The organism is Streptomyces sp. NPDC048600 (assembly GCF_055587025.1).
Window position 1 is genome coordinate 65,029 of record NZ_JBVJGZ010000025.1, and the last position, 26,931, is coordinate 91,959.

Genomic DNA, 26,931 nt, shown 5'->3' on the forward strand with positions numbered 1-26,931 from the left:
TACCCACCGGTTAAGCTCAGACGAGCGAGTTACCCACTCGCTACCACGCTCGTGGCGGTTTGGTGACGCAGCCGCCATGAGAGCAGTCGGTTCGGTGCCCGTAGGCACCGCAGTGCGACCCGGCCAAGGGACAGGGCCGGTCGGATTCCGCCGCAGGGCGGGCGTGTGCACGCCCGTCGGAGCGGCGCCGGGCGTGTGCGCTCGCAGCCCGGAACCACACCCGCATCTTCCACGCACCCGGTGCGCCCCTTCGGCGTACCGGGTCGCGCTCCCAGTCGTCACCCTCATTCCTGGAGTCCCGCGATGGCCACTCCCCTGTCCGACACCCCTCTGTCCCCGTTCAAGACCATTGCCGTGGTCGGCCTCGGCACGATGGGCACCGGCATCGCCGAGGTGCTCACCCGGGCCGGCCGCGAGGTCATCGGCATCGACGTCGACGAGGCGCAGACCGCCCGGTGCGTCGCCGCCCTGGACGCCGCCACCGCCCGTGCCGTGGAGCGTGAGCGCCTCACGGAGCAGGAGCGCGCGGACGTCGTCGCCCGGCTGCGCACCTCCACCGACCTCGGCGCCGCCGCCGAGGCCGACCTGGTCATCGAGGTGGCCCCGGAGTCGTACGAGATCAAGCAGGAGATCTTCCGCGAGCTGGACCGGATCGTGCGCCCGGAGACCATCCTGGCGACCGGCACCAACGCGCTGTCGGTGACCCGGCTCGCCGCGGAGTCCCAGCGTCCCGAGCGGGTGCTGGGCGTTCACTTCTTCAACCCGGCGCAGCAGATGCGGCTGGTGGAGATCGTCTCCTCGGTGCTCACCTCCCCGAACGCCGTCGCCGCGGTCACCGACCTGGCGATCGAGCTGGGCAAGGAGCCCGTCGCGGTCGGCGACCGGCCCGGTTTCGTCGCCGACGGCCTGCTGTTCGGCTACCTCAACCAGGCGGCCGCGATGTACGAGGCGAAGTACGCCTCCCGCGAGGACATCGACGCGGCGATGCGGCTGGGCTGTGGTCTGCCGATGGGCCCTCTCGCCCTGCTGGACCTGATCGGCGTCGACTGCGCGAGCCGGGTCCTGGAGGCCATGTACGCCGAGTCGCACGACCGGCTGCACGCCCCGGCACCGATCCTGAAGCAGCTCAGCGAGGCCGGGCTGACGGGCCGTAAGGCGGGCCGCGGCTTCTACACCTACGAGGCCCCGGGCAGTGCCACGGTGGTGCGCGACGCGCTCACCCCGCTGGAGGGCGGCGCGCTCGCCGAGGGCCGTACGGTCTCCTCGGTCGGTGTCGCGGGCTCGGGCACCATGGCGTCGGGCATCGCGGAGGTGTTCGCCAAGGCGGGCTTCGACGTGGTCCTCGCGGCCCGCAGCGAGGCGAAGGCGGAGGCGGCCAAGGCCTTCATCGGCAAGTCGCTGTCCCGCTCGGTCGCCAAGGGCCGGATGACCGCCGAGGCGGCCGAGGAGACCCTGGGCCGGATCACCCCGGCCGGTTCCTACGAGGCCTTCGCCGAGGTCGACCTGGCCGTCGAGGCGGTGGCGGAGGACCTGGAGATCAAGCAGCAGCTGTTCGCGACGCTGGACAAGGTCTGCAAGCCGGGCGCGATCCTGGCCACCACCACCTCCTCGCTGCCCGTCGTCGCCTGCGCCCGCGCCACCACGCGCCCGCAGGACGTGATCGGCATGCACTTCTTCAACCCCGCGCCGGCCATGAAGCTGGTCGAGGTGGTCCGCACGGTGCTGACCGGTGACGACGTCCACGCGACGGTCCGCGAGGTGTGCGCCCGTATCCGCAAGCACGCGGTGGACTGCGGCGACCGGGCCGGCTTCATCGTGAACGCGCTGCTGTTCCCGTACCTGAACAACGCCATCAAGATGGTCCAGGACCACTATGCGACGCTGGACGACATCGACGCCGCGATGAAGCTGGGCGGCGGCTACCCGATGGGCCCGTTCGAGCTGCTGGACGTCGTCGGACTCGATGTCTCGCTGGCCATCGAGCAGGTGCTGCACCGCGAGTTCCGCGACCCCGGTCTCGCCCCCGCGCCGCTCCTGGAACACCTGGTGGCAGCGGGCTGCCTCGGCCGCAAGACGGGCCGGGGTTTCCGCGAATATGCCCGGCGCTGACCGGGTCGGCGACTGGTTCCGGACCGGGGAGGACTGGGGCGGGCTGCTCGAACCGGCCAGGGCCGGGCAGCCCGCCCGCGGACCCGCTCCCCCGCCCCCCGAGGGCGGGGGAACCCCCGTGCATGCGCACCGAGCTGCGCACATGCAGTACGTTCGGGGCATGTCCCAGCCCGCCAAGTCCTCCCGTACCCCTGCCACAGCCGACGCGCCGGAAAGCGCCGCGGGGTCCCGCGCGGCGGCCCAGCGGCTCAAGATGCGCCGTGAACTGGCGGCCGCGGCCATGGAGCTGTTCGCGACCAAGGGGTACGAGGCGACCACCGTCGACGAGATCGCGGCCGCGGCCGGGGTCGCCCGCCGCACCTTCTTCCGTCACTTCCGGTCCAAGGAAGAGGCGATCTTCCCGGACCACGACGACACCCTGATCCGCGCCGAGGCGGTGCTCAACGCCGCCCCCGCCCATGAGCACCCCCTCGACACGGTGTGCCGGGGCATCAAGGAAGTCATGCGGATGTACGCGGCCCGGCCGGAGATCTCGGTGGCCCGCTACAAGCTCACGCGCGAGGTGCCCACCCTGCGTGAGGCGGAGATCGCCTCGGTGGCCCGCTACGAGCGCCTGTTCACCCGCTATCTGCTCGGCCACTTCGACGAGCACGCCCACGACGACGACGCCAACGACGACCCGCTGCTGGCCGAGGTCGCCGCCTCCGCCGTGGTCACCGCCCACAACCACGTGCTGCGCCGCTGGCTGAGGGCCGGCGGCCAGGGGGACGTGGAGGCCCAGCTCGACCACGCCTTCGCCATCGTGCGCAAGACGTTCGGCAACGGCATCGGCGCGGGCCGCACGAGCGCCGACGCGGCCCGTTCCGTCCCGGCGGCCACGGTCACGGGAACGGGCGAGGTGCTGGTGACGGTGGCGCGGACCGACGCCCCGCTGGACGAGGTCATGCGGACCATCGAAGAGGCTTTGAAGGAGCGCTGAGCCCGCTCCCCGCTGTGATGACGGCCACCCCTCGGGGTGGCCGTTTTGGCATGTCAGAGGCCCTTTTCCACCGAGTCTCCAGCCATATTCGATCGATCATCGCTCATTTGTTACGTAAAGATTTCACCTGAGCCCAATTCCTGGCACTCAGTGCCTTGCCAGGTGACACGGTGTGCCATACGTTGATGTTGTCCGGGCGGCCGGCGCGCAGTGATCCTTCGTGCGTCGGCTGTCCCCGCAACCTCTGGTTCGCCGCCCGGACGCCTGCGTCACAGGCAACCTCCCGCGCCACAAAGCGCTGCCGATCAGCATCACCGCCGAACCGACGGCATCCGCAAAAACCCTCAGCAGCACAGCCGAAAACCCTCAAGCGCCCCTCCCTCAGGGCGCTCCCTCAGCACCCCTCCCTCAGGGTGCGCATCGCCGGAGGCAACACCGTGACCACCAAGGACATCCTGGACGCGATCCAGTCGCCGGACACCACGTCCGCCGACATCGCCGCTCTTCCGCTGCCCGAGTCGTACCGCGCGATCACCGTGCACAAGGACGAGACCGAGATGTTCGCGGGCCTCGAGTCCCGCGACAAGGACCCGCGCAAGTCGATCCACCTCGACGACGTGCCGCTGCCGGAGCTCGGCCCGGGCGAGGCCCTGGTCGCGGTGATGGCCTCCTCGGTCAACTACAACTCGGTGTGGACCTCGATCTTCGAGCCGCTGTCCACCTTCGGCTTCCTGGAGCGCTACGGCCGCACCAACGAGCTGGCCAAGCGCCACGACCTGCCGTACCACATCATCGGCTCCGACCTCGCGGGCGTCGTCCTGCGCACCGGCCCGGGCGTCAACGCCTGGCAGCCCGGTGACGAGGTCGTCGCGCACTGCCTGTCCGTCGAGCTGGAGTCCTCCGACGGCCACAACGACACCATGCTCGACCCCGAGCAGCGCATCTGGGGCTTCGAGACCAACTTCGGCGGCCTCGCCGAGATCGCCCTGGTCAAGTCCAACCAGCTGATGCCCAAGCCGGGCCACCTCAGCTGGGAGGAGGCCGCCGCGCCGGGCCTGGTGAACTCCACCGCCTACCGCCAGCTGGTCTCCCGCAACGGCGCCGGCATGAAGCAGGGCGACAACGTCCTGATCTGGGGCGCGAGCGGCGGCCTCGGCTCCTACGCCACGCAGTTCGCGCTGGCCGGCGGCGCCAACCCGATCTGTGTCGTCTCCAGCGAGCAGAAGGCGGACATCTGCCGCTCGATGGGCGCCGAGGCGATCATCGACCGCAGCGCCGAGGGCTACAAGTTCTGGAAGGACGAGAACACCCAGGACCCGAAGGAGTGGAAGCGCTTCGGCAAGCGCATCCGCGAGTTCACCGGCGGCGAGGACATCGACATCGTCTTCGAGCACCCGGGCCGCGAGACCTTCGGCGCCTCGGTCTACGTCACCCGCAAGGGCGGCACCATCACCACCTGCGCCTCGACCTCGGGCTACATGCACGAGTACGACAACCGCTACCTGTGGATGTCGCTGAAGCGGATCATCGGCTCGCACTTCGCGAACTACCGCGAGGCCTGGGAGGCCAACCGCCTCATCGCCAAGGGCAAGATCCACCCGACCCTGTCGAAGGTCTACTCCCTGGAGGAGACCGGCCAGGCCGCTTACGACGTGCACCGCAACCTCCACCAGGGCAAGGTCGGCGTGCTCTGCCTGGCCCCCGAGGAGGGTCTGGGCGTGCGCGACGAGGAGATGCGCGCCAAGCACATCGACGCCATCAACCGCTTCCGCAACGTCTGAGACACCCGGGGTCATAGATGACTGAGCGTCAGAACGCCGAAGGGCGGCGGGAGAAGGACCGGCCGTGGCTCATGCGCACGTACGCCGGACACTCCACGGCCGAGGCGTCCAACGAGCTGTACCGCCGCAACCTCGCCAAGGGCCAGACGGGTCTGTCGGTCGCCTTCGACCTGCCGACCCAGACCGGCTACGACTCCGACCACATCCTCGCCCGCGGCGAGGTCGGCCGGGTCGGAGTGCCGGTCGCGCACCTCGGCGACATGCGCCGGCTGTTCCAGGACATCCCCCTGGAGCAGATGAACACCTCGATGACGATCAACGCCACCGCCATGTGGCTGCTGGCGCTCTACCAGGTCGTCGCCGAGGAGCAGGGCGCGGACATCACCCGGCTCCAGGGCACGACCCAGAACGACATCGTGAAGGAGTACCTGTCCCGCGGGACGCACGTCTTCCCGCCGGGGCCCTCCCTCCGTCTCACGACGGACATGATCGCGTACACGGTCTCCCACATCCCCAAGTGGAACCCGATCAACATCTGCAGCTACCACCTGCAGGAGGCGGGCGCCACGCCGGTCCAGGAGATCGCGTACGCGATGTCCACCGCGATCGCGGTGCTCGACGCCGTGCGCGACTCGGGGCAGGTCCCCGCCGAGAAGTTCGGGGACGTCGTCGCCCGTATCTCCTTCTTCGTGAACGCGGGCGTCCGCTTCGTCGAGGAGATGTGCAAGATGCGGGCGTTCGGGCGGATCTGGGACGAGATCACGCGCGAGCGGTACGGCATCGAGAACGCCAAGCAGCGCCGGTTCCGCTACGGCGTCCAGGTCAACTCCCTGGGCCTGACCGAGGCGCAGCCGGAGAACAACGTCCAGCGGATCGTCCTGGAGATGCTGGCCGTCACGCTGTCCAAGGACGCCCGCGCGCGGGCCGTCCAGCTCCCCGCCTGGAACGAGGCCCTGGGCCTGCCCCGGCCCTGGGACCAGCAGTGGAGCCTGCGCATCCAGCAGGTCCTGGCGCACGAGAGCGACCTGCTGGAGTACGAGGACATCTTCGCGGGCTCGACGGTGATCGAGGCCAAGGTCGCCCAGCTCGTCGAGGACTCCCTCAAGGAGATCGACCGGATCCAGGAGATGGGCGGCGCCATGGCGGCCGTCGAGTCCGGCTACCTCAAGTCGCAGCTGGTCTCCTCGCACGCCGAGCGCAGGGCGCGCATCGAGTCCGGCCAGGAGAAGATCGTCGGCGTCAACATCTTCGAGACGACCGAGGAGAACCCGCTCACCTCCGACCTGGACACCGCGATCCAGACGGTCGACCCGGCGGTCGAGGCCCAGGTCATCGCCTCCCTCCAGCACTGGCGGGACACGCGCTACCAGCCGCCCTTCAACCACCCCCGCCCCTGCAAGGCGCTGGAGCGTCTGAAGGAGGCCGCGAAGGGCACCGCCAACCTCATGGAGGCCACCCTGGAGTGCGCCCGCGCCGGTGTCACCACCGGTGAGTGGGCCGGGGCCCTGCGCGAGGTGTTCGGCGAGTTCCGCGCCCCGACGGGTGTGTCCTCCGCGCCGGTCGCCGTGCCGGCCGAGGCCGGCTCCGCGCTCGCCGAGGTCCGCCGCAAGGTGGAGGACACGGCCCGCGAGCTGGGCTCGGGCAAGCTGCGCTTCCTGGTCGGCAAGCCCGGCCTGGACGGGCACTCCAACGGCGCCGAGCAGATCGCCGTCCGGGCCCGAGACGCCGGCTTCGAGGTGGTCTACCAGGGCATCCGGCTCACCCCGGAGCAGATCGTGGACGCGGCCCTCGCCGAGGACGTGCACGCGGTCGGCCTGTCGATCCTGTCCGGCTCGCACGCCCAGCTGGTGCCTGATGTCCTGGAACGGCTGCGTGTGGCCGGTGCCACAGATATCCCGGTGATCGCCGGTGGCATCATCCCCAGTGGTGACGCCGAACAGCTGCGGGCCGCCGGAGTGGCCGCGGTGTTCACCCCGAAGGACTTCGACATCACCGGAATCATCGGCCGCATCGTCGACGAGATCCGGAAAGCGAACAAGCTCGACCCCCTGGAGGTCCCCGCATGACCGTCAACCGTCTCCGCCCGCGGCGCTCCTGCCTGGCCGTGCCGGGCTCGAACCCCCGCTTCCTGGAGAAGGCCCAGGGTCTGCCGGCCGACCAGGTCTTCCTGGACCTGGAGGACGCCTGCGCCCCGCTCGCCAAGCCCGAGGCGCGGCACACCATCGTCAAGTTCCTCAACGAGGGCGACTGGACCGGCAAGACGCGTGTCGTGCGGGTCAACGACTGGACGACCGAGTGGACGTACCGCGACGTCGTGACCGTCGTCGAGGGCGCCGGCCAGAACCTCGACTGCATCATGCTGCCGAAGGTGCAGACGGCCGAGCAGGTCGTCGCGCTGGACCTGCTGCTGACGCAGATCGAGAAGACGATGGGCTTCGAGGTCGGCAAGATCGGCATCGAGGCGCAGATCGAGAACGCGCAGGGCCTGAACAACGTCAACGCCATCGCGCAGGCCTCCCCGCGCGTGGAGACCATCATCTTCGGCCCGGCCGACTTCATGGCGTCGATCAACATGAAGTCCCTGGTCGTGGGCGAGCAGCCGCCCGGCTACCCGGCGGACGCCTACCACTACATCCTGATGAAGATCCTGATGGCTGCCCGCGCCAACAACCTCCAGGCGATCGACGGTCCCTACCTCCAGATCCGCAACATCGACGGCTACCGCGCGGTCGCGCAGCGCGCCGCCGCGCTCGGCTTCGACGGCAAGTGGGTGCTGCACCCGGGCCAGGTCGAGGCGTCCAACGAGATCTTCTCGCCGTCGCAGGAGGACTACGACCACGCCGAGCTGATCCTGGACGCGTACGACTACTACACGTCCGAGGCGGGTGGCAAGAAGGGCTCCGCGATGCTCGGCGACGAGATGATCGACGAGGCCAGCCGCAAGATGGCCCTGGTCATCTCCGGCAAGGGCCGGGCCGCCGGCATGCAGCGCACCAGCAAGTTCGAGATCCCGGAGGCGTAGGGCCATGCAGTTCGGACGCACCTACGAGGAGTTCGAGGTCGGGGCGACGTACAAGCACTGGCCGGGCAAGACGGTCACGGAGTACGACGACCACCTGTTCTGTCTCCTCACCATGAACCACCACCCCCTCCACATGGACACGAACTATGCGGAGAAGACGACGGACTTCGGCAAGAACGTCGTCGTCGGGAACTACATCTACTCCCTGCTGCTCGGCATGAGCGTGCCGGACATCTCCGGCAAGGCCATCGCCAACCTGGAGATCGAGTCGCTCAAGCACGTGGCGCCGACCTTCCACGGCGACACCATCTACGGCCAGACGACCGTGCTCGACAAGTGGCCGTCGAAGTCGAAGAACGACCGCGGCATCGTCTACGTCGAGACCAAGGGCTACAAGCAGGACGGCACCCTGGTGTGCGTCTTCCGCCGCAAGGTGATGGTGCCCACCGAGACGTACATCAAGGAGCGCGGCGGCGAGCAGCCCGGCCGTCCCGAACTGAAGCAGCAGGAGAAGTAGAGATGGCCCGTCTCGCCCAGACCGCCGGTCTGACCGACGTCCAGCAGGAGATCCTCAAGACCGTCCGCGACTTCGTGGACAAGGAGATCATCCCGGTCGCGACCGAGCTGGAGCACCGTGACGAGTACCCGCAGCAGATCGTCGACGGCCTCAAGGAACTCGGCCTCTTCGGCCTGATGATCCCGGAGGAGTACGGCGGCCTGGGCGAGTCGCTCCTCACCTACGCCCTGTGCGTGGAGGAGATCGCCCGCGGCTGGATGTCGGTGTCCGGCATCATCAACACGCACTTCATCGTGGCGTACATGCTCAAGCAGCACGGCACGCAGGAGCAGAAGGACCACTTCCTGCCGCGCATGGCGGCCGGCGACATCCGCGGCGCCTTCTCGATGTCGGAGCCGGCCCTGGGCTCCGATGTGTCGGCCATCACGTCCAAGGCGGTCAAGGACGGCGACGAGTACGTCCTCAACGGCCAGAAGATGTGGCTGACGAACGGCGGCACGTCCTCTCTGGTGGCCGTTCTGGTCCGGAGTGACGAAGGACACCCCGAGGGCACGGCCCCCCACAAGTCGATGACGACCTTCCTCGTCGAGAAGGAGCCCGGCTTCGGAGAGGTCCGGCCCGGCCTCACCATCCCCGGCAAGATCGACAAGATGGGCTACAAGGGTGTCGACACCACCGAGCTCATCATGGATGGCCTGCGGATTCCGGCCGATCGCGTGCTCGGCGGGGTCACCGGACGAGGTTTTTACCAAATGATGGACGGGGTCGAGGTCGGCCGCGTCAATGTCGCCGCGCGTGGCTGCGGTGTCGCTCAGCGTGCGTTCGAACTCGGCGTCCAGTACGCCCAGCAGCGTCACACTTTCGGCAAGCCGATCGCCCAGCACCAGGCGATCCAGTTCAAGCTGGCCGAGATGGCTACCAAGGTCGAGGCCGCTCATGCCATGATGGTGAACGCGGCACGCAAAAAGGACTCCGGGGAACGAAACGACCTCGAAGCAGGGATGGCGAAGTACCTCGCCTCCGAATACTGCAAGGAGGTCGTCGAGGACGCCTTCCGGATCCACGGCGGCTACGGCTTCTCCAAGGAGTACGAGATCGAGCGCCTCTACCGCGAGGCTCCGATGCTGCTGATCGGTGAAGGTACCGCCGAGATCCAGAAAATGATCATCGGGCGCAGGCTGCTCGAAGAGTATCGATTCCAGGGCTGATTGTCCGGGAACGGGGTGTTTTCTTCGAGAAGAAGATCACACCCCGTAGGCACTCCTCGGCTGCCGACTCGGCTTCCTGGCTTACCCAGTTGCGGCGCTTAACCGCTACGATCGCCGGAAAGCCGCCGTCCCCCCTCAAGCGCGGCATCATCCGCTACGAAGGTCATCCATGCCCCACAGCCAAACCTCTGCACCACGCGACAGCCGGGCCGGCGTACGCCTCGCGCGCGGAGCATCGCCGTGGCTTCTCCCGACCGTCGCCACCGCAGCACTCAGCCTGGTCAAGGCCCGCCGCTCCGGCGTCGCCAAGGCCGTCGCCGTACCCGCCACCGCTCTCGCGGCGGGCATGCTGTGGTTCTTCCGCGACCCCGAGCGAGAGATCGCGAAGGGACGGGTCATCTCCCCCGCCGACGGAGTGGTGCAGAGCATCATGCCGTGGAAGGACGGACGGACCCGGGTCGCGATCTTCATGAGCCCGCTCAACGTCCACGTCAACCGCGCCCCTCTCTCGGGCACGGTGACGTCCGTCGAGCACGTCCCGGGCGGCTTCGTTCCCGCTTTCAACAAGGAGAGCGAGAACAACGAGCGCGTCGTCTGGCACTTCGACACCGAGCTCGGTGACATCGAGATGATCCAGATCGCCGGCGCCGTGGCCCGCCGCATCGTTCCTTACCTGCCCCAGGGCACGAAGGTCGAGCAGGGCGACCGCATCGGTCTGATCCGCTTCGGCTCGCGCGTCGACATCTACCTCCCCGAGGGCGTCGAGATCGCGGTCGAGGTGGGTCAGAAGACCGTGGCAGGGGTGACTCGCATTGACCGTGATTGACCCGGAGACCCGGACCGAATGGGTGCCGGAGGCCGATGAGAGCGACGAGGAGGAGATGCCGCTCTCGCTGCGCCTGTCGATAGCGGACACGCTCACCCTCGGCAACGCCACGTGCGGCTTCATGGCGGTGTACTTCACCACCACCGGCATCCTGATCCCGCACCTCACCGGAAGCCAGGAGTCCGGCATGGCCCGCCACAGCGCGGCCACGGCGGTCATCCTGATGCTCTGTGCGGCGGTCTTCGACCTCTTCGACGGCCTGGTGGCGCGCAAGCTGCGCTCCTCGCCGATGGGCGCCGAGCTGGACAACCTCTCGGACCTGATCAGCTTCGGCCTCGCGCCGGCGTACTTCGTCCTCGTCTACGGCATGGTCGCGGACGACGCGCACCAGCGTGTGGCGGCGGTGGGCGCGATCGTGGTCCTGCTGGCGGTGGTCCTGCGACTGGCCCGGTTCTCCTGTGTGACGCCGACGAACGGCATGTTCCAGGGCATGCCCTCCCCCTTCGGCGCGCTCACGGTGGTCTCGATCGTCCTGCTGGAGCTGCCCTTCGTGGCGACCCTGCTGGCGATCATCGGCACCGCGTGGCTGATGGTCAGCCGGGTCGAGTACCCGAAGCCGCGGGGCCGCCTCGCGGTGGCGATGCTCACCTGGATCGTCCTCAGCATGGGCCTCCTCACCGCCTGGGCCTTCGACGCCCCGAGCGGCGAGGTGCTCCTGCAGACCGGCTGTGCCCTTCAGCTGGTCACGGCCGCGGTGATCCCCCTGTTCGCCACGGCCCGCCGGGTGAACAACTTCCGCGACAACCGCCGCGAGGCCCGAGCGGCCCAGCTGCCGTAACCACCCCGCACGACACGACAGGGCCCGAGCTCGCTACCGAGCTCGGGCCCTGTCGTCGTACAGCGACTCCCCGGTCGCCCGTTCCCCGGGAGCCCGTACAGCGACTCCTCGAACGCCCGTTTCGGGTGGTGGGTGGGCAAAGGCCCCGGGGGTCCAGGGGGCGGAGCCCCCTGGGGACGGGACGGGAAGGGGCGGCGGGGGCGAGAAACCCCCGGCCTCAGGACAGGAAGTCCCGCGCGAGCGACTCGGCGACCCGCTCCAGGATCGGCCCCGCGTCAGCGATGCACCGCGAAACGTCCGGCTCGACCTCCGTCAGCGGATAGGCCCGCCGAATCCCGGCCCGCCCCAACGCCTCCGGCGCCAACGCCAACCGCCCGCACACCGCGACAACCTCCTTGCCGGCGGCCCGCGCCGCGGCGGCGACCCCCGCGGGAGCCTTGCCGTGCAGCGTCTGCTCGTCCAGCGACCCCTCACCCGTGATCACCAGCGAGGCCCGCTCCAGCGCAGGCGCGAACCCCAGCACATCGAGCATCACCTCGATACCGGGACGGAACCGCGCCCCGACCAGCAGGGCGCCATAGCCGATGCCCCCGGCCGCCCCCGCCCCCGGCGCCACCGCGAACTCGGCGGCCCGCGCCCCGACGGCGTCCTCCAGCACCTTCGCGAAGTGCCCCAGCGCCTCGTCCAGCGCGCGCACGTCCTCCGGCGAGGCACCCTTCTGCGGCCCGTACACCGCGGGCGCCCCCTTGGGCCCGGTCAGCGGATTGTCGACATCGCTGGCCAGCACCAGTTCCACCTCGGCCAGCCGGGCGTCGAGCCCCGACAGATCGGCCGAGGCCAGCGCGGCGAGCCCGCCGCCCCCCGGCGGCACCGGCTCCCCGGCCGCGTCCAGGAACCGCGCGCCCAGCGCGGCCAGCATCCCGGCCCCGCCGTCCGTGGTCGCGCTGCCGCCCACGCCGAACACGATCGTGCGGGCGCCCGCGTCCAGCGCGGCCCGCAGCAGCTCCCCCGACCCGTACGTGGACGCCGTGAGGGGCGCGAAGACACCCTCCGGCAGCCGCTGGAGCCCGCTCGCCTCGGCCATCTCCACCACGGCCGTGCCCGCGCGCAGCGCGAACGCGGCGGTCACCTCGTCACCGAGCGGTCCCGAGACCCGTACCTCATGGCGTTCGAACCCGGCCGCGACCGCCGCGGCGACCGTCCCGTCACCGCCGTCGGCCACCGGCAGCGCCTCGACCTCGAGATCCGGCACGACCCGGCGCAGTCCCGCGGTCACCCGCTCGGCGACCTGCACCGCCGTCAGCGACCCCTTGAACTTGTCCGCGGCAACGAGCACCCTGCGGGTGCCTTCCAGTGCAGCGTCTGCCACCTTGCAATCCCCTTGCTCTCCGAGCCTTGCGCATGTCAAGGCAGTCGCGCCGCTGTGACCATAACCTCAGGACACCACCCCCGTCATGCCCCCGCCCACAGCGTGGAACCCGCGCCGACGGGCCCGGAACGGGGTAGACCTTCCTGCATGACCACTGTGGGCACCGCCGCGGGCACGCTCGCCGACCGCGTGCACGGCGGCTGGCTGGGCCGGATCGCGGGCAACATGCTCGGCAAGCCGGTGGAGCAGGGCGAGGTGTGGACCCGCGCCCGTATCGACCGCTATCTGGGTGACGCCGACGCGCTGCCGCTCACCGACTACCTCCCCGAGCCCGCGAGCGCCGAGGACGCGGCGGCGCTGCGCCCGGAGTGGCGCCGGTGCGTACGCGGCCGTATCCACGGCAGCTGCCGCGACGACGACGTCGACTACGCGATCCTCGGGCTGCATCTGCTGGAGCGGCACGGCTTCGCGTTCAGCACCGAGCAGGTGGGCGACCTGTGGCTGCTGTCCCTGCCGTACCTCCAGACGTTCACGGCGGAGCGGGCGGCGTACCGCAATCTGGCGAACGGGCTGCGGCCGCCGCTGACGGCGACGTACGACAATCCCTACCAGGACTGGATCGGCGCGCTGATCCGTGCCGACATCCACGGCTGGACCTGTCCCGGCGAGCCGCACCGGGCCGCCGCGCTGGCCCGCCGGGACGCGGTGCTGTCGCACACGGGGAACGGGGTGTACGGCGCGATGTGGGCGGCCGCGCTGATCGCGGCGGCGTTCACCGCCGGGACCGTGCGGGACGCGCTGGAGGAGGCCCTCGCCGTGGTCCCCGGCGGCTGCCGGCTGGCCAGGACCGTTCGCCGGGTGGCCTCGCTGCACGAGAGCGGTCTGAGCTGGGAGCAGACGGTGGCCACGGTCGCCGAGGAGACCGCGGGCCTGGGCTGGATCCACACCGTGCCCAACGCGGCGGTGATCACCGCCGGGCTGCTCTACGGCGACGGCGACTTCACCCGGACCCTCGCGCTGACCGTCCGCGGCGGACTGGACACCGACTCCAACGGCGCCACGGCCGGCTCGGTGGCGGGCGTGCTGACGGGCGCCCGCGGCATCCCGGCGCACTGGACGGACCCGCTGGAGGACACGGTCCGCACGGCGGTGTTCGGCTTCGACGGCGTACGCATCAGTGAGCTGGCGGAACGCACCCTGCGCCTGGCGGAGTCCACCGTCTGAGCGAGGGCCGCGGGCGGCCGTCGGTGCGCCCCCGTGCGCCCGCCGCGGGAGGGTGCGCGCTCGGTACGCTGCCCGGATGACCACTGCTGACTTCGCCGCGTACATCGCGGGCCTGCCCCGTGTTCTCGTCGGTGCCGCCGCCCTGTTCCGGGACGCCGAGGGGCGCGTCCTGCTCGTCGAGCCGAACTACCGCGAGGGCTGGGGCCTGCCGGGCGGCACCGTCGAGTCGGACGAGGGGGAGAGCCCGCGCGAGGGCGCGCGGCGGGAGACGGCCGAGGAGATCGGCCTGGACCGTGAGATCGGACGGCTGCTCGCGGTGGACTGGCCCCGCGGCCCCGGCCGGCCGCCGCTGGTGGCGTACCTCTACGACGGCGGGGTGCTCGGCGAGGACGACCTGAAGGCGATCCGGCTCCAGGAGGACGAGCTGCTGTCCTGGCGGATGGTGGCCCGCGAGGACCTCGCCGGGCTCCTGCCCGGCAACCTCGGCCACCGGGTGCTCACGGCACTGGACGTCGTCGAGTCCGGCGCGGGAACGGCCGAGCTGGAGAACGGCCTCCCGGTCGCCTGAGCCGACAGCCGGCAGCCGGTACGGGTGTCAGCCCTCGACGTCCCGGGGCCGGGCGGTGCGGTCGTGCAGCGCCTCGTCCTGCTCCAGCACCCTGGCCTCGGTGCGGTGACCGCGCTGGATGTAGTCCCGCACCACGAGCTCGACGGCGTCCTGGGGGTTGCCGGCGCCGGAGAGCACCATCGCTTCCACGACGAGCTCGGCGTCCAGGGAGATGCTGATCTTGGCCATGCCCCGGACGCTAGCAGCCGCCTTCCCCGCGCGGCAGGGAAATCGCCTCGCCGCCCGGGGGCACCCCCGCCTACGCTCGGAGCCATGACCAAGCCCCTCGTCGCGATCCTGAGCGGCGCCGGTATCAGCACGGACTCCGGAATCCCCGACTACCGCGGCCCGAACGGGCTGTGGCGCAAGGACCCCGAGGCCGAGAAGCTCGTGACGTACGAGTACTACATGAGCGATCCGGACATCCGGCGGCGCTCCTGGCAGATGCGGCGCCGGGCCGGCACGCTCCTGGCCGAGCCGAACGCCGCGCACCGGGCGGTCGCCGAGCTGGAGCGGTCGGGTGTGCCGGTGCGGGTGATCACCCAGAACGTGGACGGGCTGCACCAGCTGGCCGGGCTGTCCGCCCGCAAGGTCATCGAACTCCACGGCACCGCACGGCAGTTCGTCTGCACCGAGTGCGACGTGCGTGGACCGATGGAGGACGCCCTCGCCCGCCTCGAGGCCGGCGAGGACGACCCGGCCTGTCCGGTCTGCGGCGGCATCCTGAAGACCGCGACCGTCATGTTCGGCCAGAACCTCGACCCCGAGGTCTTCGGCGAAGCCCTCGCCGTCACCAAGGCCTGCCATGTCTTCATCACCGTCGGCACCAGCCTCCAGGTGCAGCCGGCCGCCGCGCTGGCCGGTCTCGCCGTCGACCACGGCGCCCGTCTGATCATCGTCAACGCGGAGCCCACGCCGTACGACGAGATCGCCGACGAGGTCGTACGGGAGCCGATCGGCACGGCGCTGCCGCGACTGCTGCGCACGCTCGGCGCGGGCGGCGACCGGGTCGCCTGATCCGGGCCCGCCCCGGCAGGCCGTCAGGAACGGATGCCGTCGCAGGCGATGTACAGATGGCGGGGGCCGCGCAGTACGGCGTTCTGGCGGTAGGGCGGCGGGTCCTCGACGAGGCGCGGGTTCTCCAGCCTGCGGGCCAGTTCGGAGAGCGCGAGCTGGGTCTCCAGACGGGCGAGCGGGGCGCCGAAGCAGCTGTGGATGCCGCTGCCCAGGCCGAGGTGCTGGATGTCGGGGCGGTCCGGGTCGAAGCGGCCGGGGTCCTTGAAGCGCTGCGGGTCGCGGTTGCCGGAGGCCAGGACCAGCCAGAGGGCCGAGCCCTTGGGGATGGTGACCCCGCGGACCTCGATGTCGGCGAGCGTGGTGCGCTGCGGCACCAGTTGGACCGGCGGCTCGAAGCGCAGCAGTTCCTCGACCAGCGGCACGGCCAGGCGCGGCTCGGTGCGCAGCCGCTGGAGGACGTCGGGGTGCCGCAGCAGGGTGAGCATGCCGTTGGTGATCAGGTTGACGGTGGTCTCGTGCCCGGCGATCAGCAGCAGCGCGGCGGTGCTGAGCAGTTCCATCGTGGTCATCGGGCCGTCCTCGCCCTTGGCCGTGGCCAGTTGGGAGAGCATGTCCTCGCCCGGGTTCCTGCGGCGCTCCTCGATCAGGCCGGCCAGGTACATGCCCAGCTGCATCCGGGCGTCGTGCGCGCCCTTGCCCCGTTCGGCGGGGTCGGCGTCCGGGTCGGGGTCCAGGCTCGCGGCGAGGGTGTCCGCCCAGACGTGGAAGCGGGCCTCGTCCTCGCGGGGAATGCCGAGCAGCCGGCAGATCACGGTCACCGGGAACGGGTACGAGAACTGCTCGACCAGGTCGATCCGGCCCGGGTCGCCGATGCCGTCGATCAGACCGGTGACGATGTCGTGCAGTTCCGGGCGCATCCCGTCGACACGGCGGGGCGAGTGCGGCGGGCCGAACGGCCGGTTCGTCATCCGGCGCAGCCGGTCGTGTTCCGGCGGGTCGAGCTTCAGGAAGCCCGGCGGCAGCGCGCCACCCTCCTCGGGGGACTCCCCGGCCAGCGGGTCGGGGGCGTGCGAGGCGAGGTTGCGGGCGTCGGAGCTGATCCGGGGATCGTGCAGCAGGCTGCGGATCTCGTAGTACGTGCTGACCACGTACGGCCCGTCGTCCTCGTGGTGGACCGGTGTCTTCCGGAGCTCCTCGTAGATCGGGTACGGATCGGCCCGGTTGGCGTAGTCCAGGATCTGGTGCAGCAGGGTGTGCGTCATGGCGGGTCCTCGTGGCCGTTCGGGTCAGTGCGCGGGCGTGAACGTCATCCGGCGGTCGGCCGGCGAGTATCCGCTGAGGGTCACGGTGGGGCCGTGGGTGGGGACCGAGGGGTCGGGGAAGTCCGCGTCCAGCGGCCGCTGCCCCTCCGGGCGCCGGTCCACCGTGGCGAACGGCGGCGGGAACGGCGCGGTGGACTCGATCAGCTCCTGGTAGAACGGCAGCCAGCGGGCCTGGTCGAAGGCGACGGCGCCGATGACGCGCCCCTGGTAGCCGTAGACGCCGATGAACCGGCGGTCCGCGAGCGAGCCCTGCGCGATGAGGATCTCGGTGCCCAGCGACGGCACGCCGACCGACTTGATGTTGATCCCGAACTGCGAGGACCAGAAGGCGGGCACCTCCATGTGCGGCACGCGTCCGGGGCTCTCGCTCAGCATGTTGTGCGCGGCGATCTCCGCCTGGGCGACGGCGTTGCCCCAGTGCTCCAGGGACAGGAACTGGTAGCCGAACAGGGGGTGTGGGCAGCGGGCGACGTCGCCGGCCGCGTAGATGTCGTCGGTGACGATCCCCCGGATGTCGAAGGCACGGCAGCCCGCGTCACAGGCGATGCCACGGGGGCCGGCCCCGAGGCCGGATCCGGCCAGCCATTCGGTGTTGCGCAGGGCGCCGAGCGAGACGACCACCACGTCGGTCTCCACGGTGGAGCCGTCGGACAGCTGCGCGGCGCGCACCCGTCCCGCCGCGTCGCCCTCCAGCGCGGTCACCATGATCCCGCACCGCAGGTCCACGCCGTGCTCGCGGTGCAGCTCGGCGGCGACCGCGCCGACGACCCCGCCGAGCGCGCCGACCAGGGGCGCGGCGCCGCGTTCGGCGACGGTCACGGGCAGGCCGCGCTCGCGGCAGGCGGAGGCGATCTCCGAGCCGGTGAACCCGGCCCCGATGACGAGCACCCGCCGGGGTCCCTCGTCCAGCCGCCGGGCGAGCGCGGCGCTGTCGTCGCGGGTGCGCAGCACGAAGACGCCGTCGAGTTCGGCCTCGGCCTCGTGCGGCCACGGCCGTGCCCGCACGCCGGTGGCGATCAGCAGCCGGTCGTAGGGCACCTCGTCGTCGTCGGCCAGCCGCACCCGCCGGGCCGTCATGTCCAGCCCGGTGGCCGCGACACCCAGCCGCCAGGTCGCGTCGACGGACCGGAGCCTCGGCAGCGCGGTGCGCTCGGCCCGCGCCCTGCCCAGCAGCACCTGTTTGGACAGCGGCGGGCGGTCGTACGGTTCGTACGGCTCGTCGCCGATCAGGGTCAGTGAGCCCTCGAAGCCCTTGGCCCGCAGGGTCTCGGCGGCGCGCAGGCCGGCCAGCGAGGCGCCGACGACGACGATGCGGCCCTCGCGCCGGAGACGTTCCAGGGTGGCGTCAGCGGCCATCGGACACCGCCTCGGCCGGTACGTCCACGGCGTCGACCAGGATCGCCTGGACGGGGCAGGCCGCGGCGGCCTGGGCGAGCTTGTCGCGCTGCGCCTCGTCGGCGTCCGGGTCGTACAGCAGCGCCTCGTCGCCGTGCATGACGAAGAGGTCGGGGGCGAGGAACGCGCACTGCGCGTACCCCTGACAGCGGTTCAGATCGACGGCAATCCTGACCACGGGATCGGTCCTCTCCAGGGGCCCGGTCTTTCCTCGTGACCACTCTCGGTGGCCTGCCCGGATGCGGCGACGAGGGGGAGACCGTTCGAGTGACGGTTCCGGCCTGATCAGGCCGGGGCGGCGGGGCGTGCCGCGGGGGGACGCCTGCCCCGCAGGATGTTCAGGCTCAGCACCAGCGCCCAGGCCGGGAAGATCAGTTCGGACCAGGGCACGTTGGCGCCGATCACCAGCAGCGTCAGGCCCGCCAGATAGCCGAACACGACCAGCGGACGCGGAAGCACGCCGAGCCTGCGGCCGATGGTCGAGGTCGTGATGATGAACACCGCCGCCATCCGCATCGCGTACGTGGTCAGCAGGGTGTAGGCGAGGTACCGGCCGAAGCCTGAGCTCTGCTGGTTCTCCTCCAGCACACTCCCGGCCGCCGCGGCGGCGGCGAACAGGGTCGCGACGAAGACCAGGCCGCTGCCCAGGAACACGGTGGAGACGAAGCGGTCCTCGCCCGCGCCCGCCTGCTCGCGCAGGGCGCCCATGAACCACAGGAACGCGATCCCTGCGAACGGCAGCAGGGCCAGTGCCGTACGCACGGCGCCGCGTTGCCCCGGATCGGCGACGTCCTCGCCGTCGGCGCCGCCTGGCAGGGCGGTCCGCACGAGCACGATCACCGCGGCCATCAGCAGCGCGAACACCACCCCGGCCACTCCGGCGGCCCAGACGGTCGCGAGGCGCTCGTGCTTGCGCACCATGGTCTCCCTGACGGTGAACCGCCCGGGCGCCGCGCCGCCGCACTGTCGCGCGGCGAGCGTCCCGGGCCGAGGGTGCCCGCCCCGGGGCGGACGGTGACCGCCCCGGCCGGGGCGGGGACACGGCCGCGCCGGGGCGCGGGGTCGGGCGGGGTTGGAGGAGGGTCGGGTCGGGGGCGACGCCCCGAACGTCCTCGGCGGCGGCCCAGAGCCACGGCCGGGCTGTCTCGGCCGGTGCCGCGAGCCTCATGGCCGTCCCGGGCCGGAACGGCCGGGACCCGGCGCTCGCGGCCACGTCCCGGTATCCGCCCGGCGGATACCGTCCCCGGCCGGGCCAGCGACCCGGCGCCCTCGGCCTCCACGGCCGGAGGCGGAGGCCGGTACCGGGACCCCCGAACCCGGTCCGCGCCGGAGCCTGATGCGGGACCGAGTGGGAACCGGGCCCGGCTTTGGTCGAGCCCAGCGGGCTCCGGCCGAAGCCCGAATCGGGCCGTAGGCGACGCAGGCCCGTGCCGCGGCCGGAACCGGGCCCGAGCCCAGAACAAGCACCGGAGCCACGGCCCGATCCGGCACGAAGCCAGAGCCTTGACCGGGCTGCCCCGAGGCCGGGGCAGGGCCGAGGCCGAGCCGGGGCCCTGCCCTAGGTCGCAGCCGAAGCGGGGCCCCGGGGCGGCCGAGTCAGGGGCAGCGCGCCCCTGGTGGGCGGCTCGGTGTCAGCCGAGGATGCGGCGCTTCTGTTCCGCGAACTCCGCTTCGCTGAGCAGGCCCTGTTCCTTCAGTTCGCCCAGCTTCTTGATCTGGTCGAGCTTGCTCGACATGTCGTCCGGCTGGGCGGCCGGCGGCGGTTCGGCGGGTTGCTGCTGCTGGTAGGTCTGCTGCTGCTCGTAGCTCTGCTGCGCCCAGCGGCCGGCCTGGCGGCGCGATACACGGTTGGACACCGCCGTGGCGGTGCCGGCGACGACTGCGGTGCGCGCGACACCGCGAAGCAGTCCGGGCATGTCCCCTCATCTCCCAAGGGTGTGCGTCGGTCAGGCTGCAGTGGGTCCGGCCCCGGGCGGGGTCTCCTCGACGGCTTCCAGCGAGGCCAGCAGTGCCTGGACCGGGATACGCCCGCCGGCCACCAGCTGGGCCCCGCCGCGCCGCAGGGCACGGGCCAGGGGCGCCGCCCACAGGTTCTCGTAGACGAGGAGCGCCGCGGAGTTGCCCGGCGCGAGCACGGCTCCCGCCTCGTCGAGGTCGTCCTGGCCCATGAGGCCGGAGGAGGCTCCCTCGAAGACGGACAGGTCCACCTCGTCACCGAGGTCGGTCAGCTCCACGACGGCGACCGAGCCGTCCTCGTCCTTGCGGACGAAGAGGAGGTCGAGGACGCGGATGATGCCGCGATCGACCAGATCGACGAGCAGCGGCAGCCCCTCGCCGGTCATCCGGTTGCCGGGGAACTCGACGACCAGGTAGTCGACGGGCCCCATCTCCTCCACGTCGTCACTCATGGCGACTCCTCACAGGCGAACGGCACGGGGGTACCGCCATCGGCGCCCGGCCTCATTCCACCACCGCGCCGCAGGGGCCGCATTTCGTGCGGAGCCGGGCACCCGGAGCGTGTTACGGGAGGGACGCCTGTGCCGCCGCGCCCGGTACGCCCCGCAGGCCGCCCTGGACCGGTACGCCCCACGGGCCCTGGACGAGTCGTTCCGAAGTGATCGTGATCAGCTTGTCGATGGGCCGAGGGGCCATTCGACGGCCTGCTGCTGGCCCGTGGAGAAGCACGCCTCCTGCGCCAAGGCGGGCTTTGCATCCCTCGAGAAGCCGGCGCAGTAGATGACGCTCGCCGCATAATGGAGGCCGGAGCTGGTACTGCTTGTCCCGGGCCGCTCACGGCAGCTGCCGAATCCCTCCCCGGGGTTCAACTCAGCTGGTCGCGCACGAGATCAAGGAATGCCTGTCGGCTCGGATGTATGTGCGCCCAGACCTTCTCATCCTGTGGCTCTCCCGGGTCTTCGGGGCCCTTCCTGATCACCTCCTGTACTGCCCACGCGAGGCTGCGTGCCGCTTCGCTGACCTCGGACGTACACAGTACGTGGATCGTCTTCTGCATCACCCACACCCTGTCAAGGACCTGCCTTGCCCGGGCCATCCACTGCTCGTCAGCCAGGTTGTGGTGATACCGATCCACCGCGACTCGTTCAGCTTCCTGCACCGCAGAGAGAAATTCGATGAGGTGAGTGAGACGCTCGTTGCGGCGCGCCTCGGCAAGTTCACGAACACTGCGGCGCGCCTCGCCGCGTTCCAAGGCGCGTCCTGCCGAGCGCTGGGCCAGCATCGACATGAGCCCGCCGAGCAGGACGCCGATGAGCGGCGCAAGCGTTGTCCACACAACGTCCGACTATGACACACCGATGGGCGGCCAAGATCGTTCTGTGACGAATGACCTGGACGCCCTGCTCACCGCACTGTATGTGAAGATCGACGACGGATCACGGACAGCAGATGGCTGGGACGCCCTCCCCGGCTGACTGATTCCGAGCTCGTCCGCCTCGCCGTCGCCCAGGCGATGCTGGGCTTCACCTCGGAGTCCAGGTGGCTGCGGTTCGTCGGCTCCCGCCTCGGCGAGATGTTCCCCTTCGTGCCGAAGCAGCCGGGCTGGAACAAGCGGCTGCGGGCTGCGCTGCCGCTGGTCAAACGGGCCATACGGCTCCTTGCGACGGACACCGACTTCTGGTTCGACAACCACTGGATCACCGACTCCACCCCAGTCGAGTGCGGCCGGTCACGCCCCACCGTGAAGCGGTCGGACCTGGCAGGCTGGGCCGGATACGGGTACTGCGCCAGCCATTCCCGATTCTTCGGGGGCCAGCGGCCATACCTGGTGTGCACCCCAACCGGTATGGCGATCTTGTGGTCCCTTGCGAACCCGAAGCTGGACGAGCGCGAGGTGCTGACCGCGATGTTGGATCGTGAGCCGGACACAGTCACCGACCGCCCCGGCCTGCTGGTGATCACGGACAAGGGCTGCGCCTCCAAGGAATTCGAGACCGATCTGGCCAGGCGCGGGGCAGAGCTGTTGCGGCCCTCGTTCGAGCGGGAGAAACGCCGCAAGGGCGAGTCACTGCTGAAATCGGTGCGGCAACTGATCGAGTCGGTGAACGACACCCTCAAAGGCCGGCTCGACCTGGAACAACACGGCGGCCGGACCTTTGAGGGCGTCGCCGTCCGCGTCGCCCGACGCGTCCTCGCGCTGGCCGCAGCAATCTGGCACAACCACAAGACCGGACAGCCGATCACACGGTCCCTGATCGCCTACGACCACTGATCACTTCGGAATGACTCGTCTAGAAGAGCCCCGCCCCTCGCTCGAAGTCCAGCAGCCGCTGCTTGCGGGCGATGCCGCCGCCGTATCCGGTGAGGCTGCCGTCGGCGCCCACCACGCGGTGGCAGGGGACGATGATGCTGACCGGGTTCTTGCCGTTGGCCAGGCCGACCGCGCGGGAGGCGTTGGGCTTGCCGAGGGCGTCGGCGAGCCCGCCGTAGCTGCGGGTCTCGCCGTAGGGGATGCGGACGAGCTGCTCCCAGACCGAGCGCTGGAACGGGGTTCCGTGCAGGCGCAGTTCGAGGCTGAACTCCTTCAACTCGCCCGCGAAGTAGGCCTGGAGCTGCTCCTCCGCCTCCGCGAAGAGGGTGTCGTCGAAGGTGCCGAAGGTGTCCTCGGCGGGGCGGTGGCGCTGGTCGGTCATGTAGAGGCCGCACAGGACACCGTCGTCGGCGACGAGGGTGAGCAGGCCGTAGGGGCTGTCGATGACGGAGTGCTGCTTCATGGTGAACGTCCTCATACGGGCAGGAAGTTGATCGGGTGGCTGTCGGTCGCCCACAGGTACTGGACGGCGTAGGCCCGCCAGGGGCGCCAGGCCGCCGCGGCGGCGGTGAGGGCGGCCGGGGTGGAGGGCAGGCCCAGTTCCCGGGCGGCACGGCGCATGCCGAGGTCGGTGGGCAGGAAGGCGTCCGGGTCGCCGAGGGCGCGCATGGCGATGACGTCGACGGTCCAGGGGCCGAAGCCGGGCAGTTCGAGGAGCCGGGCGCGGGCCTCGGCCCAGTCGCTCTCCACACCGAGGTGGAGCGCGCCGTCGGCGAGCCGCCCGACCAGGGTGGTGAACGTGGTGCGGCGGGTGCGGGGCATCGCCAGGGTCCCGGGGTCGACCGAGGCCAGCGCCGCCGGGGTGGGGAACAGGTGGGTCAGGCCGCCCTCGGGGTCCTCGACCGGGTCGCCGTGGGCGGCGACCAGGCGCGCGGCGTGGGTGCGGGCGGCGGCGGTGGAGACCTGCTGGCCGAGGACCGCGCGGACGGCGAACTCGGCCTCGTCCACGGTGCGCGGCACCCGGCGGCCGGGCGCCTTGTCGACCAGCGGCCGGAGCACCGGGTCGGCGCGCAACTGGCCGTCCACGGCGGCCGGGTCGGCGTCCAGGTCGAGCATGCGGCGGCAGCGGCTGATGGCCACGGGCAGGTCGCGCAGATCGCTGAGGGAGAGCCGGCAGCCGATGTGGTCCGGCTTCGGGGTGAGCGCCACGACGCCGTGTCCGTACGGCAGGCGCAGGGTGCGGCGGTAGGCGCCGTCGCGCCACTCCTCGACGCCGGGTACGGCGGTCGCGGCGAGGTGGCCGAAGAGGTTGTCGGGGTTGAGCGGGGCGCGGAACGGCAGGCGCAGGGTGAGCGCGCCGTTCTGGGCGCCGGTGCGGGGCGCGCGGTCGCGCAGCAGGCTCGGGGTGAGGGCGTAGACCTCGCGGACGGTGTCGTTGAAGGTGCGGATCGAGGAGAACCCGGCGGCGAACGCGACCTCCGCCATGGGCAGTCGGGTGGTCTCGATCAGCAGGCGGGCGGTCTGGGCGCGCTGGGCGCGGGCCAGGGCGAGCGGGCCCGCGCCCAGCTCGGCCAGGAGCTGGCGTTCGATCTGCCGGGCGCTGTAGCCGAGCCGGGCGGCGAGGCCGGGGACGCCGTCGCGGTCGACCGTGCCGTCCGCGATGAGCCGCATGGCGCGGGCCACCAGGTCGGCCCGGCGGTTCCACTCGGGCGAGCCGGGGGTGGTGTCGGGGCGGCAGCGCTTGCAGGCCCGGAAACCGGACTGCTGGCAGGCGGCCGCACTCGGGTAGAACACCATGTTCTCCGGCTTGGGCGGTACCACGGGGCAGCTCGGCCGACAGTAGATCCCGGTGGTGCGGACCGCGGTGTAGAACCATCCGTCGAACCGCGCGTCCTTGCCCTGGACCGCGCGCACGCAGCTCTCCCGGTCGGTGTGCATCGCCTTCTGCATGCGTCCAGCATCCCGGACGCGCGCCCGCGGGGCTGGCGAGAATCCGACATCAACCCCGCCTGTCCTGGGCCTGCCATGCGCCCTGGAGGGCCGTCGCTGCGTGCGCCCGACACAGGCCGCCCGGGCCCCCGCCACGGCCCGCCGCGCGCCGCACCCTCAGCCCGCCACCCAGGCGGTCGCCTCCGCGCGTCGCGCCGACGGGAAGGTCCTCGTCTCCCCCGGCGTCATCCAGCCGAACATCGCGGTGAGATGGGTCATCCACTCGATGTCGGTGACCAGCGCGATGCGCTTCCACGAGCGCAGGTGCTCGACGCCGACCTTGAGGTCCTCCCAGACCGCGCCGCCGGTCATGCCGTCGAAGTCGTCGACGACGAGCAGGAACCGTACCTCGCCCCCGGTCGCGGCCTCGGTGAGCGCGGGCAGGACCGCGTCGCGGTAGTCCTCCGCGGAGATCGTCCCGGACGCCTCGAAGCCGATGACCCCGTCCGGCATGCCGCCGAGTCTGCTGATCATCCGCGCCTCACCCCGCGTGTTCCATTCGGCTGGCCAGGGCCCAGATGACGAACACGTCGATCGCCATCATGATCATGGACCAGACCGGCGCGTACGGCAGGAACAGGAACTGGGCGACGAGGCTGAGCGCGGCGAAGAAGATGCCCACGGGCCGGGCCCAGACGGCGTCCTTCAGCAGGCCGCCGCCCGTGATCGCGACGAGGACGCCCAGGACGATGTGGATCCAGCCCCAGCCGGTGAGGTCCAGCTCGTAGACGTAGGAGCCGATCCGGCCGTACACGTCGTCGTCGGCGACGGCCGCGATGCCCTGGAGGACGGCGAGGACGCCGTTGCAGAGCATCAGGACGCCCGCGAAGAGGACTCCGCCGGAGACCCAGGGGGTGCGCTCGCCGGGGCCGGCGGACGGCCGCTCCCGCTTCGGCGCGGTCCAGGCGGAGCCGACCTCGCCCTCCGGCTCGCCGCCGGGCTGTGCCGTCTGTCCGCTCATGACGCGACGCCTTCCCTGGTCCCCTCTTCCCGGGTCCCGTCAGCCGGTCCGCTCGCCGGGCCCGGTCCGCCCTTGTCGTCCGCCTCACCCGGCCCGCCGCCGTCGCCCGGGGTGCCCGGGCCGGCGGCCTCGTCCTCGGCCAGGAAGTCGACGACGGTCAGCGCGAACAGCAGGCCCAGCGCCAGGCCGAAGATGACCCAGCCCGTCGGGTACGACCACAGGACGAAGGCGAGCACGGCCGCCGCGACGAGGATCCAGGTGATCCAGGTGCGGTAGCGGTGCACGAACGGGCCCACGGGGCCGGTGCGCATGCCCAGCCGGTCGGCGCTGGAGCGGACCGCGCGGATCCCGGAGTGCCACATGCTCCGCAGCCCGGTCGCCCAGCGGCCCGGCCCGGACAGCCACGCGGCGAGCGCGACCACGATGCCCAGCGTCACCACCATCCGCACCGCCGCCCGCAGATAGCGGATCAGCGTGTCGTACACCGATCCGGCGGCCGGCTGGTTCACTCCGGACGGCAGGGCGTCGAGGTACACGCCCCGGAAGACCGTGAGGGCGATGCCGAGCACCAGTGCCGCGAAGGCGAAGCACAGGGCCGCGGCGACCAGGACCTTGCGGCGGTGGGTGGAGAGGAAGACGCCGGCGGCGACCAGCAGGACCGAGATGACCGGCAGCCAGAAGCCGAGCAGCTGGAGCAGCCGGAAGTAGGTCTTGATGTCGCCGATGTCGTCGGACTTCACGACGGTGATGTTGGTGTGGATCTCGGGGATCTTCGAGGCGACGGTGAGGCCCGAGTCGACCAGTCGCTGTTTGACCTGTTCCACGACGGGTCCGAGGTCCACGGTGACCGTGTCGTTGGTGAGCTTCACGGTGCCGTCCCCGCCGCCGGTCAGCGCCTCGTCCACGGCTCCGTGGATACGGCGGTTGGCCTCGGTCCAGATCCGTTCGAAGGCGTCGGAGGCGACGACCGCCTCGGCCTTGTCGTGCACGAAGCTCTTGACCGCGCTCTCCAGCGAGTCGCCGACCTTGCCGAGGGCCTTGTCGACCAGCGGCCGGTCCGGCGGAGCCACGTCCGACAGCAGGGCGGGCAGGTCCAGGTACTTCATCACCGCGTCGGTGACCCGGTTCGCCGCCGCGTTCTGCACGTCCTTGTCGGAGGCGAGCGGGGCGACGGTGTCGACGTAGCGGTCGGTGTCCCCGACGATGCTGGATGTCCAGGCCGCGACCAGGCTCAGCGGGGCGAGGACACAGCCGAGGAAGATGAGCACCACGGAGAAGAAGGCCCGCACGCGGTGGTGCTGCGGGGGTACCCGCTCGGCCTCCAGCGCCGCGATACGGGCGTGCAGACGATCCAGTTCGCTCTCGCCGCGGCCCTGCGGGGCCTCGCCGTCCGCCATGGCGGCTCCCTCCTGTGCGCCGGAGTGCATCCGACGCAAGAAGGACAACCCGCCGGGGCGGCGGCGGCGAGCGCTGCGGGGCCGTTCGGGTGAACGGCCCCGC

26 protein-coding genes and 1 pseudogene are annotated in these 26,931 nt (G+C 71.1%); 13 read left to right on the forward strand and 14 right to left on the reverse strand.

Features of this window, described 5'->3' with window-relative positions; genetic code table 11:
- Nucleotides 1-303: 303 nt before the first annotated feature.
- The 9 genes from ACZ6SQ_RS28805 (at nt 304) to pssA (ending at nt 11,280) form a co-directional block, all read left to right on the forward strand.
- Nucleotides 304-2,109 carry a 3-hydroxyacyl-CoA dehydrogenase family protein gene (locus tag ACZ6SQ_RS28805; protein WP_469567098.1) on the forward strand — a complete coding sequence of 602 codons (1,806 nt, stop codon included), beginning with the start codon at nt 304-306 and terminating at the stop codon, nt 2,107-2,109.
- A 160-nt stretch (nt 2,110-2,269) separates the two neighbouring features.
- Nucleotides 2,270-3,088, forward strand: a complete 819-nt coding sequence (locus ACZ6SQ_RS28810; RefSeq protein ID WP_469567100.1) for a TetR family transcriptional regulator — start codon at nt 2,270-2,272, stop codon at nt 3,086-3,088.
- Nucleotides 3,089-3,525: 437 nt separating this feature from the next.
- Nucleotides 3,526-4,869: a crotonyl-CoA carboxylase/reductase gene (gene ccrA, locus ACZ6SQ_RS28815; RefSeq protein ID WP_386379249.1), complete on the forward strand. Its 1,344-nt coding sequence runs from the start codon at nt 3,526-3,528 to the stop codon at nt 4,867-4,869.
- A gap of 17 nt (nt 4,870-4,886) precedes the next feature.
- The gene (locus tag ACZ6SQ_RS28820; protein ID WP_386379250.1) at nt 4,887-6,935 is read left to right on the forward strand and encodes a protein meaA; all 2,049 of its coding nucleotides are present in this window, start codon (nt 4,887-4,889) and stop codon (nt 6,933-6,935) included.
- Nucleotides 6,932-7,891, forward strand: coding sequence for an HpcH/HpaI aldolase/citrate lyase family protein (locus tag ACZ6SQ_RS28825; protein WP_386379252.1), 960 nt, complete (start codon nt 6,932-6,934; stop codon nt 7,889-7,891). Before ACZ6SQ_RS28820 ends, ACZ6SQ_RS28825 begins: the two co-directional genes overlap by 4 nt.
- A gap of 4 nt (nt 7,892-7,895) precedes the next feature.
- Nucleotides 7,896-8,408, forward strand: a complete 513-nt coding sequence (locus ACZ6SQ_RS28830; protein ID WP_062716551.1) for a MaoC family dehydratase — start codon at nt 7,896-7,898, stop codon at nt 8,406-8,408.
- A gap of 2 nt (nt 8,409-8,410) precedes the next feature.
- On the forward strand, nt 8,411-9,616 hold the full coding sequence (locus ACZ6SQ_RS28835; protein WP_386379253.1) for an acyl-CoA dehydrogenase family protein: 1,206 nt from the start codon (nt 8,411-8,413) through the stop codon (nt 9,614-9,616).
- Between the two features lie 169 nt (nt 9,617-9,785).
- Nucleotides 9,786-10,442 (forward strand): phosphatidylserine decarboxylase, encoded by a 657-nt coding sequence (locus ACZ6SQ_RS28840; protein WP_386379254.1) that lies wholly within the window; start codon nt 9,786-9,788, stop codon nt 10,440-10,442.
- 22 nt (nt 10,443-10,464) lie between these two features.
- On the forward strand, nt 10,465-11,280 hold the full coding sequence (pssA, locus tag ACZ6SQ_RS28845; RefSeq protein WP_386379349.1) for a CDP-diacylglycerol--serine O-phosphatidyltransferase: 816 nt from the start codon (nt 10,465-10,467) through the stop codon (nt 11,278-11,280).
- A gap of 217 nt (nt 11,281-11,497) precedes the next feature.
- On the opposite strand, the gene ACZ6SQ_RS28850 is transcribed toward pssA, so the two are convergent.
- Nucleotides 11,498-12,634 carry a glycerate kinase gene (locus ACZ6SQ_RS28850; protein ID WP_469567196.1) on the reverse strand — a complete coding sequence of 379 codons (1,137 nt, stop codon included), beginning with the start codon at nt 12,632-12,634 and terminating at the stop codon, nt 11,498-11,500.
- A 162-nt stretch (nt 12,635-12,796) separates the two neighbouring features.
- Here ACZ6SQ_RS28850 and ACZ6SQ_RS28855 point away from each other — a divergent pair, with 162 nt between their 5' ends.
- Nucleotides 12,797-13,873, forward strand: a complete 1,077-nt coding sequence (locus ACZ6SQ_RS28855; RefSeq protein WP_469567106.1) for an ADP-ribosylglycohydrolase family protein — start codon at nt 12,797-12,799, stop codon at nt 13,871-13,873.
- A 76-nt stretch (nt 13,874-13,949) separates the two neighbouring features.
- The gene (locus ACZ6SQ_RS28860; protein ID WP_469567108.1) at nt 13,950-14,441 is read left to right on the forward strand and encodes an NUDIX domain-containing protein; all 492 of its coding nucleotides are present in this window, start codon (nt 13,950-13,952) and stop codon (nt 14,439-14,441) included.
- Between the two features lie 27 nt (nt 14,442-14,468).
- On the opposite strand, the gene ACZ6SQ_RS28865 is transcribed toward ACZ6SQ_RS28860, so the two are convergent.
- A complete protein-coding gene (locus tag ACZ6SQ_RS28865; protein WP_386379257.1) occupies nt 14,469-14,669 on the reverse strand; it encodes a DUF2191 domain-containing protein in 201 nt (66 codons plus the stop codon).
- A gap of 84 nt (nt 14,670-14,753) precedes the next feature.
- Here ACZ6SQ_RS28865 and ACZ6SQ_RS28870 point away from each other — a divergent pair, with 84 nt between their 5' ends.
- A complete protein-coding gene (locus ACZ6SQ_RS28870) occupies nt 14,754-15,497 on the forward strand; it encodes an SIR2 family NAD-dependent protein deacylase (protein WP_469567110.1) in 744 nt (247 codons plus the stop codon).
- 23 nt (nt 15,498-15,520) lie between these two features.
- Here ACZ6SQ_RS28870 and ACZ6SQ_RS28875 read toward each other — a convergent pair whose 3' ends face one another.
- The 7 genes from ACZ6SQ_RS28875 to ACZ6SQ_RS28905 form a co-directional block, all read right to left on the reverse strand.
- Complete coding sequence (locus ACZ6SQ_RS28875; RefSeq protein WP_469567113.1) at nt 15,521-16,759, reverse strand: cytochrome P450; 1,239 nt, start codon at nt 16,757-16,759, stop codon at nt 15,521-15,523.
- A 24-nt stretch (nt 16,760-16,783) separates the two neighbouring features.
- A complete protein-coding gene (locus ACZ6SQ_RS28880; RefSeq protein ID WP_469567115.1) occupies nt 16,784-18,175 on the reverse strand; it encodes an NAD(P)/FAD-dependent oxidoreductase in 1,392 nt (463 codons plus the stop codon).
- Entirely contained in the window at nt 18,165-18,392 is a 228-nt protein-coding gene (locus ACZ6SQ_RS28885; RefSeq protein ID WP_386379261.1) for a ferredoxin, read from the reverse strand. The genes ACZ6SQ_RS28880 and ACZ6SQ_RS28885 overlap by 11 nt, the downstream gene beginning before the upstream one ends.
- A gap of 107 nt (nt 18,393-18,499) precedes the next feature.
- On the reverse strand, nt 18,500-19,135 hold the full coding sequence (locus ACZ6SQ_RS28890) for a hypothetical protein (protein ID WP_469567118.1): 636 nt from the start codon (nt 19,133-19,135) through the stop codon (nt 18,500-18,502).
- 710 nt (nt 19,136-19,845) lie between these two features.
- Nucleotides 19,846-20,130, reverse strand: coding sequence for an SHOCT domain-containing protein (locus ACZ6SQ_RS28895; protein WP_389321335.1), 285 nt, complete (start codon nt 20,128-20,130; stop codon nt 19,846-19,848).
- Nucleotides 20,131-20,160: 30 nt separating this feature from the next.
- Entirely contained in the window at nt 20,161-20,622 is a 462-nt protein-coding gene (locus ACZ6SQ_RS28900; protein ID WP_469567120.1) for a DUF6325 family protein, read from the reverse strand.
- A 413-nt stretch (nt 20,623-21,035) separates the two neighbouring features.
- Entirely contained in the window at nt 21,036-21,506 is a 471-nt protein-coding gene (locus ACZ6SQ_RS28905) for a hypothetical protein (protein WP_386385790.1), read from the reverse strand.
- Nucleotides 21,507-21,549: 43 nt separating this feature from the next.
- Between ACZ6SQ_RS28905 and ACZ6SQ_RS28910 the strand changes: the two are divergent.
- Nucleotides 21,550-22,442, forward strand: a pseudogene (locus tag ACZ6SQ_RS28910) (IS982 family transposase).
- A 19-nt stretch (nt 22,443-22,461) separates the two neighbouring features.
- Here ACZ6SQ_RS28910 and ACZ6SQ_RS28915 read toward each other — a convergent pair.
- From ACZ6SQ_RS28915 to ACZ6SQ_RS28935, 5 genes are all read right to left on the reverse strand, one after another.
- Complete coding sequence (locus tag ACZ6SQ_RS28915) at nt 22,462-22,944, reverse strand: methylated-DNA--[protein]-cysteine S-methyltransferase (protein ID WP_469567123.1); 483 nt, start codon at nt 22,942-22,944, stop codon at nt 22,462-22,464.
- An 11-nt stretch (nt 22,945-22,955) separates the two neighbouring features.
- On the reverse strand, nt 22,956-24,431 hold the full coding sequence (locus ACZ6SQ_RS28920; RefSeq protein WP_469567125.1) for an AlkA N-terminal domain-containing protein: 1,476 nt from the start codon (nt 24,429-24,431) through the stop codon (nt 22,956-22,958).
- Between the two features lie 156 nt (nt 24,432-24,587).
- Entirely contained in the window at nt 24,588-24,944 is a 357-nt protein-coding gene (locus tag ACZ6SQ_RS28925; RefSeq protein ID WP_469567127.1) for a SpoIIAA family protein, read from the reverse strand.
- 7 nt (nt 24,945-24,951) lie between these two features.
- Nucleotides 24,952-25,431, reverse strand: a complete 480-nt coding sequence (locus tag ACZ6SQ_RS28930; RefSeq protein WP_469567129.1) for a DUF7144 family membrane protein — start codon at nt 25,429-25,431, stop codon at nt 24,952-24,954.
- On the reverse strand, nt 25,428-26,828 hold the full coding sequence (locus tag ACZ6SQ_RS28935) for a hypothetical protein (RefSeq protein ID WP_469567130.1): 1,401 nt from the start codon (nt 26,826-26,828) through the stop codon (nt 25,428-25,430). The genes ACZ6SQ_RS28930 and ACZ6SQ_RS28935 overlap by 4 nt, the downstream gene beginning before the upstream one ends.
- Between the last annotated feature and the right edge of the window lie 103 nt (nt 26,829-26,931).

Bases quoted from the DNA above. Each gene is read 5' to 3' on its own strand.
- ACZ6SQ_RS28805 (WP_469567098.1), top strand. From the start codon at position 304: ATGGCCACTCCCCTGTCCGACACCCCTCTGTCCCCGTTCAAGACCATT.
- ACZ6SQ_RS28900 (WP_469567120.1), bottom strand. From the start codon at position 20,622: ATGAGTGACGACGTGGAGGAGATGGGGCCCGTCGACTACCTGGTCGTC.
- ACZ6SQ_RS28835 (WP_386379253.1), top strand. From the start codon at position 8,411: ATGGCCCGTCTCGCCCAGACCGCCGGTCTGACCGACGTCCAGCAGGAG.
- ACZ6SQ_RS28895 (WP_389321335.1), bottom strand. From the start codon at position 20,130: ATGCCCGGACTGCTTCGCGGTGTCGCGCGCACCGCAGTCGTCGCCGGC.
- ACZ6SQ_RS28915 (WP_469567123.1), bottom strand. From the start codon at position 22,944: ATGAAGCAGCACTCCGTCATCGACAGCCCCTACGGCCTGCTCACCCTC.
- ACZ6SQ_RS28870 (WP_469567110.1), top strand. From the start codon at position 14,754: ATGACCAAGCCCCTCGTCGCGATCCTGAGCGGCGCCGGTATCAGCACG.
- ACZ6SQ_RS28825 (WP_386379252.1), top strand. From the start codon at position 6,932: ATGACCGTCAACCGTCTCCGCCCGCGGCGCTCCTGCCTGGCCGTGCCG.
- ACZ6SQ_RS28880 (WP_469567115.1), bottom strand. From the start codon at position 18,175: ATGGCCGCTGACGCCACCCTGGAACGTCTCCGGCGCGAGGGCCGCATC.
- ACZ6SQ_RS28930 (WP_469567129.1), bottom strand. From the start codon at position 25,431: ATGAGCGGACAGACGGCACAGCCCGGCGGCGAGCCGGAGGGCGAGGTC.
- ACZ6SQ_RS28810 (WP_469567100.1), top strand. From the start codon at position 2,270: ATGTCCCAGCCCGCCAAGTCCTCCCGTACCCCTGCCACAGCCGACGCG.
- ACZ6SQ_RS28820 (WP_386379250.1), top strand. From the start codon at position 4,887: ATGACTGAGCGTCAGAACGCCGAAGGGCGGCGGGAGAAGGACCGGCCG.
- ACZ6SQ_RS28830 (WP_062716551.1), top strand. From the start codon at position 7,896: ATGCAGTTCGGACGCACCTACGAGGAGTTCGAGGTCGGGGCGACGTAC.
- ACZ6SQ_RS28840 (WP_386379254.1), top strand. From the start codon at position 9,786: ATGCCCCACAGCCAAACCTCTGCACCACGCGACAGCCGGGCCGGCGTA.
- ACZ6SQ_RS28865 (WP_386379257.1), bottom strand. From the start codon at position 14,669: ATGGCCAAGATCAGCATCTCCCTGGACGCCGAGCTCGTCGTGGAAGCG.
- ACZ6SQ_RS28860 (WP_469567108.1), top strand. From the start codon at position 13,950: ATGACCACTGCTGACTTCGCCGCGTACATCGCGGGCCTGCCCCGTGTT.
- ACZ6SQ_RS28855 (WP_469567106.1), top strand. From the start codon at position 12,797: ATGACCACTGTGGGCACCGCCGCGGGCACGCTCGCCGACCGCGTGCAC.
- ACZ6SQ_RS28890 (WP_469567118.1), bottom strand. From the start codon at position 19,135: ATGGTGCGCAAGCACGAGCGCCTCGCGACCGTCTGGGCCGCCGGAGTG.
- ACZ6SQ_RS28920 (WP_469567125.1), bottom strand. From the start codon at position 24,431: ATGCAGAAGGCGATGCACACCGACCGGGAGAGCTGCGTGCGCGCGGTC.
- ACZ6SQ_RS28925 (WP_469567127.1), bottom strand. From the start codon at position 24,944: ATGATCAGCAGACTCGGCGGCATGCCGGACGGGGTCATCGGCTTCGAG.
- ACZ6SQ_RS28875 (WP_469567113.1), bottom strand. From the start codon at position 16,759: ATGACGCACACCCTGCTGCACCAGATCCTGGACTACGCCAACCGGGCC.
- ACZ6SQ_RS28935 (WP_469567130.1), bottom strand. From the start codon at position 26,828: ATGGCGGACGGCGAGGCCCCGCAGGGCCGCGGCGAGAGCGAACTGGAT.